This window comes from Pseudomonas sp. JQ36 (assembly GCF_053851495.1).
In genome coordinates, this window is the sequence record NZ_CM132642.1 from 5,210,071 (window position 1) to 5,225,108 (window position 15,038).

The 15,038-nt window shown below is 61.8% G+C and carries 10 protein-coding genes and 1 pseudogene; 7 read left to right on the forward strand and 4 right to left on the reverse strand.

The window, feature by feature from the left end:
* Positions 1-56: 56 nt before the first annotated feature.
* Positions 57-494, reverse strand: coding sequence for a YkgJ family cysteine cluster protein (locus tag ACS4NR_RS23555; protein WP_007961740.1), 438 nt, complete (start codon positions 492-494; stop codon positions 57-59).
* A gap of 259 nt (positions 495-753) precedes the next feature.
* On the opposite strand from ACS4NR_RS23555, the gene ACS4NR_RS23560 reads away from it, so the two are divergent.
* The 5 genes from ACS4NR_RS23560 (at position 754) to ACS4NR_RS23580 (ending at position 10,362) form a co-directional block, all read left to right on the forward strand.
* Complete coding sequence (locus ACS4NR_RS23560) at positions 754-3,204, forward strand: glycogen/starch/alpha-glucan phosphorylase (RefSeq protein ID WP_095137971.1); 2,451 nt, start codon at positions 754-756, stop codon at positions 3,202-3,204.
* A 255-nt stretch (positions 3,205-3,459) separates the two neighbouring features.
* Positions 3,460-7,056, forward strand: a complete 3,597-nt coding sequence (locus ACS4NR_RS23565; RefSeq protein WP_456018469.1) for a DUF2339 domain-containing protein — start codon at positions 3,460-3,462, stop codon at positions 7,054-7,056.
* The gene (locus ACS4NR_RS23570) at positions 7,053-8,417 is read left to right on the forward strand and encodes a DUF3999 domain-containing protein (RefSeq protein WP_456018470.1); all 1,365 of its coding nucleotides are present in this window, start codon (positions 7,053-7,055) and stop codon (positions 8,415-8,417) included. The genes ACS4NR_RS23565 and ACS4NR_RS23570 overlap by 4 nt, the downstream gene beginning before the upstream one ends.
* A gap of 328 nt (positions 8,418-8,745) precedes the next feature.
* A complete protein-coding gene (locus ACS4NR_RS23575; RefSeq protein WP_007961744.1) occupies positions 8,746-9,756 on the forward strand; it encodes a class 1 fructose-bisphosphatase in 1,011 nt (336 codons plus the stop codon).
* Between the two features lie 3 nt (positions 9,757-9,759).
* A complete protein-coding gene (locus ACS4NR_RS23580) occupies positions 9,760-10,362 on the forward strand; it encodes a DUF924 family protein (RefSeq protein ID WP_115985293.1) in 603 nt (200 codons plus the stop codon).
* 134 nt (positions 10,363-10,496) lie between these two features.
* On the opposite strand, the gene ACS4NR_RS23585 is transcribed toward ACS4NR_RS23580, so the two are convergent.
* Both ACS4NR_RS23585 and ACS4NR_RS23590 read right to left on the reverse strand, forming a co-directional pair.
* Complete coding sequence (locus ACS4NR_RS23585) at positions 10,497-11,261, reverse strand: methyl-accepting chemotaxis protein (protein ID WP_371920137.1); 765 nt, start codon at positions 11,259-11,261, stop codon at positions 10,497-10,499.
* A gap of 93 nt (positions 11,262-11,354) precedes the next feature.
* Positions 11,355-12,389: pseudogene (locus tag ACS4NR_RS23590) on the reverse strand (cache domain-containing sensor histidine kinase); the annotation flags it as partial.
* A gap of 282 nt (positions 12,390-12,671) precedes the next feature.
* Here ACS4NR_RS23590 and ACS4NR_RS23595 point away from each other — a divergent pair.
* Together ACS4NR_RS23595 and ACS4NR_RS23600 are read left to right on the forward strand one after the other, a co-directional pair.
* Positions 12,672-12,926, forward strand: a complete 255-nt coding sequence (locus ACS4NR_RS23595; RefSeq protein WP_003220802.1) for a hypothetical protein — start codon at positions 12,672-12,674, stop codon at positions 12,924-12,926.
* 31 nt (positions 12,927-12,957) lie between these two features.
* Positions 12,958-13,527 (forward strand): lipocalin family protein, encoded by a 570-nt coding sequence (locus tag ACS4NR_RS23600; protein WP_041071454.1) that lies wholly within the window; start codon positions 12,958-12,960, stop codon positions 13,525-13,527.
* A gap of 119 nt (positions 13,528-13,646) precedes the next feature.
* On the opposite strand, the gene ACS4NR_RS23605 is transcribed toward ACS4NR_RS23600, so the two are convergent.
* The gene (locus tag ACS4NR_RS23605) at positions 13,647-15,011 is read right to left on the reverse strand and encodes a formimidoylglutamate deiminase (RefSeq protein ID WP_456018471.1); all 1,365 of its coding nucleotides are present in this window, start codon (positions 15,009-15,011) and stop codon (positions 13,647-13,649) included.
* Between the last annotated feature and the right edge of the window lie 27 nt (positions 15,012-15,038).

Genomic DNA, 15,038 nt, shown 5'->3' on the forward strand with positions numbered 1-15,038 from the left:
GGGAGCGGGCTTGCTCGCGAAGGCGGCCTAACAGGCGCCGGAAATTTCAGGAAAGATCAAAACTTCTCGATCGACCGCGAATTCTGCACCCGCTCGACTTCTTTCGGCTTGTACGCGCAATACCCTGGGCGCGGGCCGATCTTCGGGTGGTTGCGGCAGGTGTCCGGGCGCTTGTCATAAATGGTGCACAGGCGGCTCTTACGATCCAGGTAGTAGCAATCGTTGTTGCTCATGCGCTGCAGGGTGAAGATCCCCGACTTCTGATTGAAGCGCTCGACCAGACCTTCCTTTTGCAGGCGCTTGGCGATGTTCTTCGGCGGATCGCCCAGCTCGAACTCATCGACCACGCCGATGCGTACCAGGTCCTTGATCTTGACCTCGACCGGCAGGGTGCAGCAGCTGGAGACACAAGAGCCGCACATCGGGGCCGAATATTTGGCCCACGTATCGAGACGGTCGATCTCGGCGGCGGCAATCAGGTTGGGCTTCATCATCGGGGGTTACCAGGCGTGTGTGCATCAGGGCGCGCGATCATACCGGGACTGGTGGATTTTTGAACAACCTTTCGCCAGATTTTTGCAAACGCCACGCAAATGCCATTCAGTCCGGCACGGCCCCTGCATTCATTAGCCCACTCGCCAAGGTAATGCCGGGCTATCTCAACGTCTTCGGAAAAACTGCCGAACCTGCGCCTCTACCGTCGGTCAGACCGTCTAGGCTCAGACAATTCCCCGCTCGCTCGAGGTCCTATCGATGACTCAAGAACCACTAGTTCGCGAAGCAGAGGTGGCCGCATTCCGCGATGCCGTCCTGACCAAACTCACCTACGCGGTGGGCAAAGACCCGGATCACGCCTTCGACCATGACTGGTTCGAAGCCATTGCCCTGGCTGCGCGCGACCACATGGTCGAACACTGGATGGACCACACCCGGCAGATCTACCGCAAAGGCCAGAAGCGGGTGTATTACCTCTCGCTGGAATTTCTCATCGGCCGTTTGCTCTATGACAGCCTGAGCAACCTTGGCCTGCTCGATGTCGCCCGTGAAGCGCTGACCGAACTCGGTGTCGATCTGGAACGCATCCGTCTGCTCGAACCCGATGCGGCTCTCGGCAACGGCGGCCTCGGACGCCTGGCGGCGTGCTTCATGGAAAGCATGTCGACCCTCGGCATCGCCGGGCACGGCTATGGCATTCGCTACGAGCACGGGCTGTTCCGGCAGGCCATCGTCGATGGCTGGCAGCAGGAGCAGACCGAGCACTGGCTGGACTTCGGCAACCCGTGGGAATTTGAACGTCCGGAGGTGGTGTACACCATCGGCTTCGGCGGCAGTGTCGAAACCGTCACCGATGCCAGCGGAAAAACCAAACAGGTCTGGTCGCCAGCAGAAACCGTACGGGCGATTGCCTACGACACCCCGGTGGTCGGCTGGCGCGGGGCGAGCGTCAACACCTTGCGCCTGTGGCGTGCGCGCGCCATGGAGGATCTGCACCTGGAGCGTTTCAACGCCGGTGACCACCTGGGTGCCGTCGCCGAAGTGGCCCGGGCTGAAAGTATCTCCCGGGTTCTCTATCCGGCCGACAGCACCGAGGCGGGCCAGGAACTGCGCCTGCGTCAGGAATACTTCTTCGTTGCCGCGTCCTTGCAGGACTTGCTGCGTCGCCATCGCAACATGCACACCTCGGTGCTGACCCTGGGCGATCACGCGGCGATCCAGCTCAACGACACTCACCCTTCGATTGCCGTCGCCGAACTGATGCGGCAACTGGTCGACGTCTACGACGTGGCCTGGGATGCCGCGTGGCAAGTCACCGTCGACACGCTGTCGTACACCAACCACACGCTGCTGCCCGAAGCGCTGGAAACCTGGCCGGTCGGCCTGATGGAACGCATGCTGCCGCGGCACATGCAGATCATTTATCTGATCAATGCGCAGCACATCGACTCGCTGCGCGCCAAAGGCATTCATGATTTCGACGTGCTGCGCGCGGTGTCGTTGATCGAAGAGGACAACGGTCGCCGGGTGCGCATGGGTAACCTCGCGTTCCTCGGTTCGCACAGCGTCAACGGTGTGTCCGGGCTGCACACGCAGTTGATGCGCAAGACCGTGTTCGCCGAGCTGCACAAGCTCTACCCGGAGCGGATCAACAACAAAACCAACGGCATCACCTTTCGCCGCTGGCTGTTCCAGGCCAACTCCGAACTGACCTCGATGCTGGTCGACTCCCTCGGCCCGGAGGTGCTGGATAACCCGGAAGAGCGCTTGCTCGATCTGGAACCGTTCGCCGAGAAACCCGCCTTCCGCAAAGCCTTCGCCGAACAGCGCCTGCACAGCAAAAAGGCCCTGGCCTATCTGATTCACGAGCGGCTGGGGATCGCGGTCAACCCGGCGGCAATGTTCGACGTGCAGGTCAAACGGATCCACGAATACAAGCGCCAGTTGCTCAACCTGATGCACACCGTGGCGCTGTATCAGGCAATCCGTGCCGAGCCGGAAGTCGACTGGGTACCCCGGGTGAAAATCTTCGCCGGTAAAGCGGCGGCCAGTTATCACCAGGCCAAATTGATCATCAAGCTGACCAACGACATCGCCCGGGTGGTGAACAACGACCCGACAGTGCGCGGCCTGCTCAAAGTGGTGTTCCTGCCCAACTACAACGTCAGCCTGGCGGAAAGCATCATTCCGGCGGCGGACTTGTCCGAGCAGATTTCCACCGCCGGTTTCGAAGCCTCGGGCACCAGCAACATGAAGTTCGGCCTCAACGGTGCGCTGACCATCGGCACCCTCGACGGCGCCAACGTGGAAATGTGCGAGCGCATCGGTGCCGAGCACATGTTCATCTTCGGCCTCAGCGCGCAGCAGGTTGAAGCGCGCAAACAGAACCACGAGTTCAGCGCCGTGCCGGACATCGCTGCGTCTCATCGTCTGAACGATGTGCTGCAAGCGATCCGCAGTGGTGTGTTCTCGCCGGACGATACCTCGCGTTACACCGGACTGATCGACTCGCTGGTGGACTACGACCGCTTCCTGGTCTGCGCCGACTTCGATTCCTACTGGGAAGCGCAAAAACGCGTCGACGCGCACTGGCACGACGCCAACAACTGGTGGCGTTCGGCGGTGCTCAACACGGCGCGGATGGGCTGGTTCTCGTCTGATCGAACGATTCGCGAGTACGCCACGGATATCTGGAAGGCACTGGAGTGATTTTCTGCAACAAATGTGCGTAAGGCCCAACGTTTGTTGGGCCGGATCGATATACTGAGCGCCGGTTACCGGGCTGTTCAGTCACCACTGATCCAATGTAGGAGTGAGCCTGCTCGCGATAGCGCCGTCACATTCAACAGCTTCGTTGACTGACAAATCGCTATCGCGAGCAGGCTCACTCCTACAAGGGTTTGTGCCTAGACTGAAGCAATCGCCGGACTCGCCCCGCCTCGGGGCTGCTTAGGGATATCGACCATGCAATGGATGTTCATGTTGATCGGGCTGGTGCTCGGCTGGCTGCTCGATGAGTCGTTCAGTGCCGCGCTGCTTGGTGCACTGCTCGGGCTGGCGATCGGGCAAACGCTGCGCATCGCCCGTCTTGGCTCGCAGGCCACCGAACAACAGCGTCAACTGGAACAGGCCAAGGTCGCCTTGCAAGCCGTCGAGCAGCGTCTGTTTCTGCTGGAAGGTGCCGACGTGCGCACCACACCACCCAGCGTGGCTCCGACCCCGGACGCCATCGTCGACCCCGTCATCGTTGCCGAACAATCATCCACCCCCACGCCGGATCTGGTCTGGGAACTGCCGCCCGAACTCGAACCGATCTCTGCCGTCGCCAGCGAAACCAGTCAGCCGCTGCCGGCCGATGTCTGGCGTCTGGATGCAGTCACCGACGAGTCAGCAGCCCCGGCACAACCTGCCGAACCCCGTGGCCCGAACCTGATCGAGCGTGGCATCCGTGCGGCGCGTAACTGGCTGTTCGGCGGCAACACCGTGTTGCGGGTCGGCGTAGTGTTGCTGTTTTTCGGTCTGGCGTTCCTGCTGCGCTACGCCACCGAAGGCATGGTGGTGCCGATCGAATTGCGTTACGCCGGTGTTGCGGCAGCGGCGTTGGCCCTGCTGGCGCTGGGTTGGTGGCTGCGTACGCGCAACAGCAGTTATGCGCTGATCTTGCAGGGCACCGGGATCGCGGTGCTGTACCTGACGGTGTTTGCGGCGATGCGTCTGCATCCGTTGCTCGATCCGTCCGCCGCGCTGGGTTTGCTGGTGGCGGTCACGGTGTTCTCGGCGATTCTCGCCATCACCCAGGATGCCCTTGGACTGGCTGCCGCCGCTGCGCTCGGCGGTTTCGCCGCGCCGATCCTGACCTCGACCGGTGCCGGCAACCATGTCGCGCTGTTCAGCTATTTCGCGTTGCTCAATGCCGGCATCCTCGCCATTGCCTGGTTCAAGGCCTGGCGCCTGCTTAACCTGATCGGTTTTGTCGGTACCTTCGGCATCGGTCTCGCTTGGGGCCTGCGTTCGTATGCGCCCGAGCTGCTGTGGAGTACCGAACCGTTCCTGATTCTGTTCTTCCTGATGTACCTGGGCATCGGCCTGTTGTTTGCCCGGCGCAAGTTGCTCGACATGCCCGATGCGCCGGCGGACGCCGATCGCGAGGCGCTGCTGCACTGGTCGGCGCGCAAGGGCGATTACGTCGACGGCACGATGCTGTTCGGCCCGCCGATCGTGGGCTTCGGTCTGCAGTTTGCGCTGGTGCAGCACCTGGAGTTCGCCGCCGCGTTCAGCGCACTCGCACTGGGCGTGATCTACATGGGCCTGGCCCGGGTGTTGATGGGCGGTCGCGCTTTGTTGCTGGGCGAAACCTGTCTGGCGCTGGGGGTGATTTTCGCCAGCCTGGCGATTCCGCTGGGCCTCGATGCGCGCTGGACTTCAGCGGCGTGGGCAGTGGAGGGCGCGGGGATTTTCTGGCTCGGCCTGCGTCAGCAGCGGCCGTTCGCCCGAGCGTTTGCCCTGCTGCTGCAACTGGGGTCGGCGCTGGCCTTTCTCAGTCAGTTGCGCGTCGGCGAAAGCAGCCTGCTCGACGGCGCACCGCTGGGGGCGTTGATGCTCGGCATCGCGCTGCTGTTCAGTTTCTATCAATTGCGTAAAGCCTCGGCGGAACAGGCTTCGCCGTGGGAGCACCAGGGTTTGCCGGTGCTGGCGGCGCTGGGCCTGACGTTCCTGTACCTGCTGGCGCCGCTGTTTTTCCTGGTTCAGGCGACGGCGATCAGTTGGGCCTTGGCCGGACTGCTGACCTTGTTTGTCGGCCTGCGCCTGCAATCGCGCACGTTCCTGTTCACCGCGTTCACTGTGCAGTTGCTCGGTGGTGCGCTGTTCCTGTTGCGCCTGCAAGGCGCGGGCGAGGATTCAGCGGCGGTGTTCAGCGCTGGCTGGAGCGGTTTGCTCAGCGCATCCGTGATCGGTCTGGCATTGATCGGCGGGATGCTGCTGGCGGCGCGCGACGAGATGGTGCGCGGCGATGTGCGGCTGCTGCGTGGCTTGTCGGTGGTGTTGCTGGCGGGGTTAGTGCTGATCAATCTGGCGGTGCTGTTCGTGCTGCCGTGGCAAACCGCGAGTGCGGTGTGGGCGGCGAGTGGTCTGCTGATCATCTGGCTGAGCCTGTACCTCAAGCAGCGCGTGAGTTTTGTTTTCGGCCTGTTGTTGCAGTTGATCGGTGGCGCGGCATTCTTGTTGGCCGGCCCCGAGTTGCTCGGGCCGCTGTCCAGCGAAGGTCTGCGGCCGTTGGCCCATGGCGGCTTCTGGACGCCGCTTGTGCTGGGGTTGGCCGCGCTGGTCGGTGCCTGGCGCCTGCAATTGGGCAATCACGCCTCGGCCTTCGATGCGCTGAGTTTGCAACGCCTGTCTGAAGTGCTGCTGGTGTGGGGCGCCGGTTGGCGGGCGTTGGCGTGGGTCAGTGAGGTGCTGCGTTTTGCGCCGCTGAATCTGCAGGCGACGCTGTTGCTGCTGGTCGCTGCGCTGAGCGTGGCGTTGTGGACGCTGTTGGCGCTGCGCCTGAAATGGCCGGCGCTGGGCCTGCTCTGCACCTTGTTGATTCCGGCGGCGGGGCTGGTGCTGCTGGCTGCGTGGCATGCGCGTTATCACCCGGCGGCGAACTTCGGCTGGCTGGCGTGGGTATTGGTGTTCGTCGTGCACTTCTTCAGCCTGCGGCGTCTGGCGCCGATGCTGCCGGCGCGGGCCTTGAGCACGGCGCACGTGCTGGGTTGCTGGCTGCTGATTGGCGTGCTGGCGCTGGAATTGCGCTTCGGCTTGCTGCTGTTATCGGAGCAATACAACGCGTGGCGCTGGCTGGGCTGGGCGATCCTGCCGAGCCTGTATCTGTTGCTGGCAGCCGCTCCGCGCAACTGGCCGTGGCCGGTGTTGGCATTCCCGCGCGAATATCGTTTGTACGCCGCGGCGCCCTTGGCAGTGCTGATGCTGGCGTGGTTCTGGCTGGCCAACGGCTTCAGCGACGGTAACGCCGAACCGCTGCCGTACGTGCCGTTGATCAACCCGCTGGAATTGGGCCTGCTGTTCGCCCTGTTCGGGGTGTACGCGTGGTCGCATCATGCGGTGACGCAGTTTGCCCTGCGCAAGGATTACGCCGAGTACGCCACGCAACTGGTCGCCGGGGTCTCGCTGTTCGCCTTCTGTACGGCGCTGGTGACCCGCGCTGCGCACCATTGGGCGGACATTCCGTTCGAGCTGGATCTGCTGCTCGAATCGATGCTGGTGCAGGCCGGGTTGTCCATCGTCTGGACCCTGATGGCATTGGGTCTGATGATCGGCGGGCATCTGCGTCACCGGCGCGAAGTCTGGCTGATCGGCGCGGCGCTGATTGCGCTGGTGGTGGCCAAACTGATTTTTGTCGAATTGAGCAATCGTGGCGGTCTCGCCCGGATCGTCTCGTTTATCGGGGTCGGCGTGTTGCTGTTGGTGGTGGGCTACTTTGCGCCGCTGCCGCCTAAACGTGTCGAAGCCGAACCGGCGGCGGACAAACCCGTGCCGGATACCGAAGGAGTTTCATCTTGAGTCGCATGCTGAATCTGGGGTGGTTGGCGCTGGGCGTGGTGATGGCTGCCGGCGCCCAGGAAAAACCGGCGGACTTCGCCACGCAGGTGCCGCTGACGGTGAGCGGCAACGGCCCGTGGTATCGCCTCGACCTGCCGCTGAGCGCGCAATTGCAGGCTCGCCAGACCGATCTCAGTGATCTGCGCGTGTTCAACGCTGCTGGCGAGCCGCAGGCCTACGCCCTGGCCCGGGAATCGGCGCAGACCCGCGACGACGGGCAGTTGCATGAGGTGAAGTGGTTTCCGTTGTACAACGCTGCCGATGCCAGCGAGCGGGCGCCGAACGTGCGCGTGCAATCGACCACCACCGGCACCCTGGTGGAAGTGCAGCCGTCGACTCAGCTGGAGGCTGGTGAAGAGGTGTTGCGTGGCTGGCTGCTCGATGCCAGCGCGATCAAGGCGCCGCTTCAGCAGCTGATTCTCGACTGGACCAGCGAGCGCGACGGCTTCCAGCGTTTCAGCATTGAGGCCAGTGATGACTTGCAGCATTGGCAGGCGTGGGGCGAGGGGCAGGTCGCGCGGCTGACCTTTTCCGACGAACGCATCGAACAGCACGAAGTGACGCTGCCGGGGCAATCCGCTCGCTATCTGCGTCTGCTGTGGGATGCGCCAACCTCGGCACCAATCCTCACGTCGGCGCAACTGAAAAGCAGCGATCCACGCAACGTGCCGCTGCCGTTGGTCTGGTCGCAAGCGCTGGTGGGCAGTAGCACCAAGTCCGGCGAGTACACCTGGCAGTTGCCGATGGGCCTGAATGTCGAGCGCGTGCAGGTCGAGCTGAAACAACCGAACAGTCTGGCTCCGGTCACGCTCGCGGGTCGGCGCGAGAGCAGCCTGCCGTGGCAGACGCTGAGTAACGGTTTGCTGTATCGCCTGACCCAGAACGGTCAGGACGTGGTGCAAAATGAATTGCAGTTGTACGGGCAGACTGTGCAGCAATTGAAACTGAGCGTGGACGAGCGTGGCGGTGGTCTGGGTGAGCAGGCACCGAGCCTGAAATACGCGGTGCGGGCGACGCAGGTGATTTTCCTCGCACGTGGTGACGGGCCTTACAGCCTGGCACTGGGCAATCCGACGGTGAAAACCGCGAACCTGCCGCTGAGTACGCTGATTCCGGATTTCAAGCCGGAAAAACTCGCGACGCTGGGCAAGGCGACCGTGCAGGGTGAGGTGGTTGCCACGCAGGCTGCACCAGCAACCACGGCGGCGGTAGCCGAGACCAACTGGAAGAAGATTGGCCTGTGGGCGGTGTTGCTGGTGAGTGTGGTGTTCCTGGGGATGATGGCGGCGAGTCTGTTGCGCAAGCCGCCAACCAATTCCTGAGAATGGCTGGCGCTGCGCCCCATTCGCTGGCAAGCCAGCTCCCACAGTTGACCGAGTAGCCTTGATGGACGCGATCAATGTGGGAGCGGGCTTGCTCGCGAAGGCGTCCGGTCAGCCGACAAAGATTTCTGTCCGGACGTTTGCGCCACGCACCACCCGTCCCGTTTCGAACTACGCTCAATCCGGCACCTGAACTCTCTCGACCCGATCACGTCTGATACAAGCAATTGCGCCCCAATGCACGTTACCGGGCGTCATCGCTCGCTAGGTTTTCAGACTCCCTGTAAACTGCGCGGGTTTTTAGCCCCCCATTCCACCGGAGCCGTCCATGTCCCGCGTTACCCTGAGTCGCTATTTGATTGAGCAGACCCGCAGCAATAACACTCCTGCCGATCTGCGCTTCCTGATCGAAGTGGTGGCGCGTGCCTGCAAAGAGATCAGCCACGCCGTGTCCAAAGGCGCCCTGGGTGGTGTTCTGGGCAGCATGGGCACTGAAAACGTCCAAGGCGAAGTGCAGAAGAAACTCGACGTGCTGTCGAACGAGATCCTGCTCGAAGCCAACGAATGGGGCGGTCACCTGGCCGGCATGGCGTCCGAAGAAATGGACAATGCCTACCAGATCCCGGGCAAATACCCGAAAGGCGCCTACCTGCTGGTGTTCGACCCACTGGACGGCTCGTCGAACATCGACATCAACGCCCCGGTCGGCACCATCTTCTCGGTACTGCGTTGCCCGAACGAATACCTGAGCCAGAACGAGCCGCTGAACGAAAAAGCCTTCCTGCAGCCAGGCACCCAGCAGGTTGCTGCCGGTTACGCGATCTACGGCCCGCAGACCATGCTGGTGCTGACCCTGGGCGATGGCGTCAAAGGCTTCACCCTGGACCGCGAAATGGGCAGCTTCGTGCTGACTCACGAAGACATCACCATTCCTGAAACCACCCAGGAATTCGCGATCAACATGTCCAACCAGCGTCACTGGGAAGCCCCGGTACAACGCTATGTCAGCGAACTGCTGGCCGGCGAAGAAGGCCCGCTGAAGAAGAACTACAACATGCGCTGGGTCGCGGCGATGGTGGCCGACGTGCACCGCATCCTGACCCGTGGCGGTCTGTTCATGTACCCACGCGACAGCCGTGAGCCGTCGAAGCCGGGCAAACTGCGTCTGATGTACGAAGCCAACCCGATGTCGTTCCTGGTGGAACAGGCCGGCGGCGCGTCCACTGACGGTCACCAACGCATCCTCGACATCCAGCCGGAAGGCCTGCACCAGCGCGTAGCGGTGTTCCTCGGCTCGAAAGAAGAAGTCGCCCGCGCCACGGCTTACCACAAGGAATAAACCATGACTGCGCCCTGGCAGCCGTTGCTCGATTGGTGGTTCGGACATGCCGAATCACCGGACGAGATTGCGGCTGACAAGGGCAAGTTGTGGTTCGGCAAGAAAGACAGCCAGGACCTCGAAGCGCGTGAGCGTTTCGGGGTCTTTGTCGATCAGGCCCTCGCCGGCGAATTGACCGAGTGGACGCAACGTCCGGAAGGTTGGTTGGCGGTGGTGTTGCTGCTCGATCAATTGCCGCGAATGATCTTTCGCGACACTCCCAAAGCGTTTTCCGGTGATCTGCGCGCGCAGAAACTCGTCGCTCAAGGCATTGCAGCGGACTTCGATCGGCAATTGAAGCCGATTCAGCGGGTATTCATTTATCTGGTGTTCGAACACTGCGAAAACCTCGCGGTGCAGAACGAAGCCGTTTCGCGCTTTATCGATCTGCTGGCTGAACAGCCGGAAGCCGAGCGGGCGGTGTTTGCCGACAATCTGGACTATGCCGAGCGGCATCAGAAAGTGATTGCGCGGTTTGGACGGTTTCCGCATCGCAATGCGGTGTTGGGGCGGGAGTCGACGGCGGAAGAACTTGAATTTCTCGCCGGGCCAGGTTCCCGATTCTAAACTTGCGTTAAGGCTGCTGCCGCCTTCGCGAGCAAGCCCGCTCCCACAGTGCCTCATGGTGGAACACACATTCTGTTAACACCGAAGATCCCTGTGGGAGCGGGCTTGCTCGCGAAGAGGCCAGTGGCCGCGCCTCAGATCCTGAAACTGCCCACCAGTTGCTTCAAGCGCGCCGCCTGTTGCTCCAGATCCGAGCAAGCGCGCAAGGTTGCCTGCAGGTTCTCGACACCTTCCTGGTTCAGCGTGTTGATCTCGTTGATGTCGACGTTGATCGACTCGACCACCGCCGTCTGCTCCTCAGTCGCGGTAGCCACCGACTGATTCATGCCGTCGATCTCGCCGATGCGCTGGGTCACGCTGCCCAGGCGTTCGCCGGCCTGGTTGGCGATGCCGACGCTGCTTTCGCTCTCGCGCTGGCTCTCGGTCATGATGCTCACTGCCTGGCGTGCGCCGACTTGCAGTTCTTCGATCATCTTCTGCACTTGCTGCGCCGAATCCTGGGTGCGGTGCGCTAGATTGCGCACTTCATCAGCAACCACCGCGAAACCACGGCCGGCCTCACCGGCGCGGGCCGCTTCGATGGCGGCGTTGAGCGCCAGCAGGTTGGTCTGCTGCGAGATGCTGGTGATCACTTCCAGAATCTGCCCGATGTTCACCGTGTTGCTGTTCAGGGTTTCGATGTTGCCGCATGAGTCGCTGATTTTTGCCGACAGCTGCTGCATCGCTTGAATGGTTTTATCCACAACCTGCTGACCGTCGACCGCCAGGCTGCGCGCATCGCTGGAATGCTGCGAGGCGAGGGCCGCGTTCTGGGCGATTTCCTGGGCGGCGGCGCCGAGCTGGTTGATCGCCGCGGCCACGCTGTTGGTGCGGCTGGCCTGCTGATCGGAGTTGTACATCGACGAGTTCGAAGCGGCGACCACGCGCAGGGCGACTTCGTTGACCTGGCCGGTGGCCGAGGACACCTCGCGGATCGAGGTGTGAATACGCTCGACGAAGCGGTTGAACGACAGGCCCAGCGCACCGAACTCGTCGTGGCCGTGGATCACCAGACGTTTGGTCAGGTCGCCTTCACCTTCGGCGATGTCGTGCATCGCGCGGCCCATGGTCAGCAGCGGTTGCATCAGCACGCGGATCAGCATGCCGAGCAGGGCGATGATGATCACCACGGCGATCACCATGGCGATCAGCGCCGAGGTGCGGAATTCGCTGAGCATCGAGAACGCGGTGTCCTTGTCCAGCACCAGCGCCACGTACCAGTCGGCCGATGGCACGCCGTTGACGCGGGTGAAGGAGATCAACTGCGTCTTGCCGTCGAACTCGACTTCTTTCAGTCCCGGGCTGACTTTCGGTGCACCGTTCGGATAGGCCTCGGCGAGGGTTTTCAGAACCAGTTTGCTGTCCGGGTGAATCAGGATCTTGCCATCGGCGCTGACGATGAACGCATGGCCGTGGCCACCAAAGTTGAGCGAGTTGATGATCGCGCTGACGCTGGTCAGGTCGATATCCGCGCCGGCTACACCGATCATCTGGCCCTGACGTTGCACTGGGGTGGCGACGGTGATCACCAGTTTGCCCGACGAAGCGGCGATGTAGGGTTCGGTGACAATGGTCTGTTGGGCGCTGTTGGCAGCCTTGTACCAGCCGCGGGCGCGCGGGTCGTAGTCCGGCGCGCGATTGCCGGCGGGTACCGAGAACATCACGCCGTCAGCGCCGCCGAAGTAGCTGAGCTGGAAATTGCCGGTGTAGGCGGGCAGGTCGATGATGCGCTTCAGGCTGGCCGGGGCGCTGCCGTCGGCGGCGACCTGCTGCGACAGCGATTGCAGCAACTGAATACGGCTTTCCAGCCAGGTCTGGATGTTGCTGGTGGTCAGGCTGCCCAGTTCCTGCATCGAGGCTTCGGTGCTGCTGCTCAGGGCTTCGCGTTGTCGATAGTCGTTGAACAAAATGAAACAGGCGAATGCAACGGCCACCACGAGGGCGGCAGCCAACAAAATCTTGTGGCTGAATTTCATGTTTCTGGTCATCGAATGAACTACCGCGAAGGGGCTGGTCGAGAAAGGGCGGCAATTTGCCACACTCGGGGGCTTTGCGCTGCTCTTATTTCGACCGCAGCGCGCCAAAGATTAGGCGTCTTGGATGAAATGCGACGAAATGCTCATTAGCCGCAGAAAGTGTCTGATTTACCGGTAAATGCCAGACGAGCGGAGCAATAAATAGGCCTTTCTGAAGGGAACCAGATGAGGGTTTTCTCTTCTAAGCTTCTGGTTGGCACCATGCCATCCCCCTTCCGCTCCAGGAGTTACTTCATGTCGCTGCGATCTATCGCCCTTCTGACTTTTTGCGTGCTGTTGGCCGCGTGCAGCAAGGTCAATCAGGAAAACTATTCCAAGCTTTCGGCCGGCATGGCCAAGGCCGAGGTTGAGACGCTGCTCGGCAAACCCACCGACTGTTCGGGTGCGCTCGGCATGTCCAGTTGCACCTGGGGCGACAAAAACAGCTTTATCAGCGTGCAGTACGCCGGTGACAAAGTGCTGATGTTTTCCGGCCAAGGCCTGAAGTAAACCGGGGCCACGCGCCCACGGGAGAAAAATAATGAAGCGGTTATTGTTCGTCCTTTTTGCCGGCCTGGTACTGGCCGGCTGCGCCACCCACGGTGAAGATCCGCTGGCGCCCAAGACGGCTCATAGTGTCAACCTCAAGCGTTATCAGGGCACCTGGTATGAACTGGCGCGCCTGCCGATGTACTTCCAGCGTAACTGCGCGCAGTCCGAAGCCCATTACTCGCTCAGACCGGACGGCAATGTCGATGTGCTCAATCGCTGCCTGACCGCCGACTGGCAATGGGAAGAAGCCAAAGGCAAGGCCTACCCACAGGTGCCGGGCAAGACCGACAAGTTGTGGGTCGAGTTCGATACCTGGTTCTCGCGCTTGATTCCGGGTGTGGCGAAAGGCGAATACTGGGTGTTGTACGTCAGCGACGACTACAAGACCGCCATTGTCGGCGACCCGAGTCGCAAGTACATGTGGCTGCTGTCGCGCACGCCGACCGTCAACGGTGTGGTGCGTGAAGAGCTTTTGAGCAAGGCGCGTCAGCAGGGCTACGACACCACGCGACTGATCTGGCGAGCGTCGGATCGGCAGATGGCCAAGACTTCGAACTAAAGCCATCACAAATCAAATGTGGGAGCGAGCTTGCTCGCGAAGAGGGCGTGTCAGTCGATGGAAATATTGACTGATTCACCGCTTTCGCGAGCAAGCCCGCTCCCACATTTTGTTTTGTGTCAGCCTAAAAGTTCGCGCAGAACCTGGGTGAAGGCGCGTGCACTGTCTTCTTCGCCCGCATGTCGGCCATCGCGCACCACCCACTGGCCATTGACCAACACGTCGCGCACCTGACGATCGCCACCGGCAAACAGCCAGCGATTCAGAATCCCGTCACCGCTGGCCGTCGCCAGATACGGATCATTGCCATCGAGCACGATCCAGTCCGCACGCTTGCCGACTTCCAGCGCACCAATCGGCTGCCCCAGCGCCTGGGCGCCGCCGTCCAGCGCCGCGTCATACAACGTGCGCCCTACCATCGGTTGATCCGCGCCATACAAACGGTTACGCCGCTGATCGCGCAGACGCTGGCCGTATTCCAGCCAACGCAATTCCTCGACCACGCTGAGCGAGACATGGCTGTCGGAACCGATGCCCATGCGCCCGCCCTGAGCGAGGAAATCCACCGCCGGGAAAATCCCGTCGCCCAGATTCGCTTCAGTGGTCAGGCACAGGCCGGCGATGGCGCGACTTTTGGCCATCAGCGTGACTTCTTCCGGGTTGGCGTGGGTCGCGTGAACCAGGCACCAGCGCTGATCGACCTCGGTGTTTTCGTAGAGCCATTGCAGCGGGCGACGGCCGCTCCAGCTCAGGCAGTCGTCGACCTCTTTCTGCTGTTCGGCGATGTGGATGTGCACCGGGCATTGTTTGTCGCTGGCCGCCAGAACTTCACTGATCTGCTGCGGGGTGACCGCGCGCAGCGAGTGGAAGCACAGACCCAGCGATTGCGCCTTTTGCTGAGCCAGCAGCGGTTGCAGGCGCGATTGCAGCTTCAGGTAGTTTTCGGTGCTGTTGATAAAGCGGCGCTGCCCATCATTGGGCGTTTGGCCGCCGAATCCGGAATGGCTGTAAAGCACCGGCAACAGAGTCAGGCCGATACCGCTTTCGCTCGCTGCCTGACTGATGCGCAGTGCCAACTCGACCGGATCGGCATACGGCTGACCGTTGTTGTCGTGGTGCACATAGTGGAATTCAGCAACTGAGGTGTAACCGGCCTTGAGCATTTCGATGTACAGCTGACGGGCGATCACGCCGAGCTGCTCCGGGCTGATTTTTCCGACGAGGCGATACATCAGGTCACGCCAGGTCCAGAAACTGTCGTTGGGATTACCGGCCACTTCGGCCAGCCCGGCCATCGCGCGCTGGAAGGCGTGGGAGTGCAGATTGGGCATGCCCGGCAGCAGCGGACCGCTCAGCCGTTCGGCGCCGTCTGCGGTGGAATCGGCCAGGATTTGGGTCAACACGCCATCGGCATTGACCTCAAGACGTACATTATTGGCCCATCCGTTAGGCAGCAGCGCGCGTTCGGCAAAGAAAGCGGACATGGTTCAGCACCCCATCGTGTGTTATTT

What these genes read in the sequence shown, in the direction of transcription:
- ACS4NR_RS23565 (WP_456018469.1), top strand. Translation starts at nt 3,460, where the DNA reads ATGCAATGGATGTTCATGTTGATCGGGCTGGTGCTCGGCTGGCTGCTC.
- ACS4NR_RS23555 (WP_007961740.1), bottom strand. Translation starts at nt 494, where the DNA reads ATGATGAAGCCCAACCTGATTGCCGCCGCCGAGATCGACCGTCTCGAT.
- ACS4NR_RS23575 (WP_007961744.1), top strand. Translation starts at nt 8,746, where the DNA reads ATGTCCCGCGTTACCCTGAGTCGCTATTTGATTGAGCAGACCCGCAGC.
- ACS4NR_RS23600 (WP_041071454.1), top strand. Translation starts at nt 12,958, where the DNA reads ATGAAGCGGTTATTGTTCGTCCTTTTTGCCGGCCTGGTACTGGCCGGC.
- ACS4NR_RS23595 (WP_003220802.1), top strand. Translation starts at nt 12,672, where the DNA reads ATGTCGCTGCGATCTATCGCCCTTCTGACTTTTTGCGTGCTGTTGGCC.
- ACS4NR_RS23560 (WP_095137971.1), top strand. Translation starts at nt 754, where the DNA reads ATGACTCAAGAACCACTAGTTCGCGAAGCAGAGGTGGCCGCATTCCGC.
- ACS4NR_RS23580 (WP_115985293.1), top strand. Translation starts at nt 9,760, where the DNA reads ATGACTGCGCCCTGGCAGCCGTTGCTCGATTGGTGGTTCGGACATGCC.
- ACS4NR_RS23585 (WP_371920137.1), bottom strand. Translation starts at nt 11,261, where the DNA reads ATGTACAACTCCGATCAGCAGGCCAGCCGCACCAACAGCGTGGCCGCG.
- ACS4NR_RS23605 (WP_456018471.1), bottom strand. Translation starts at nt 15,011, where the DNA reads ATGTCCGCTTTCTTTGCCGAACGCGCGCTGCTGCCTAACGGATGGGCC.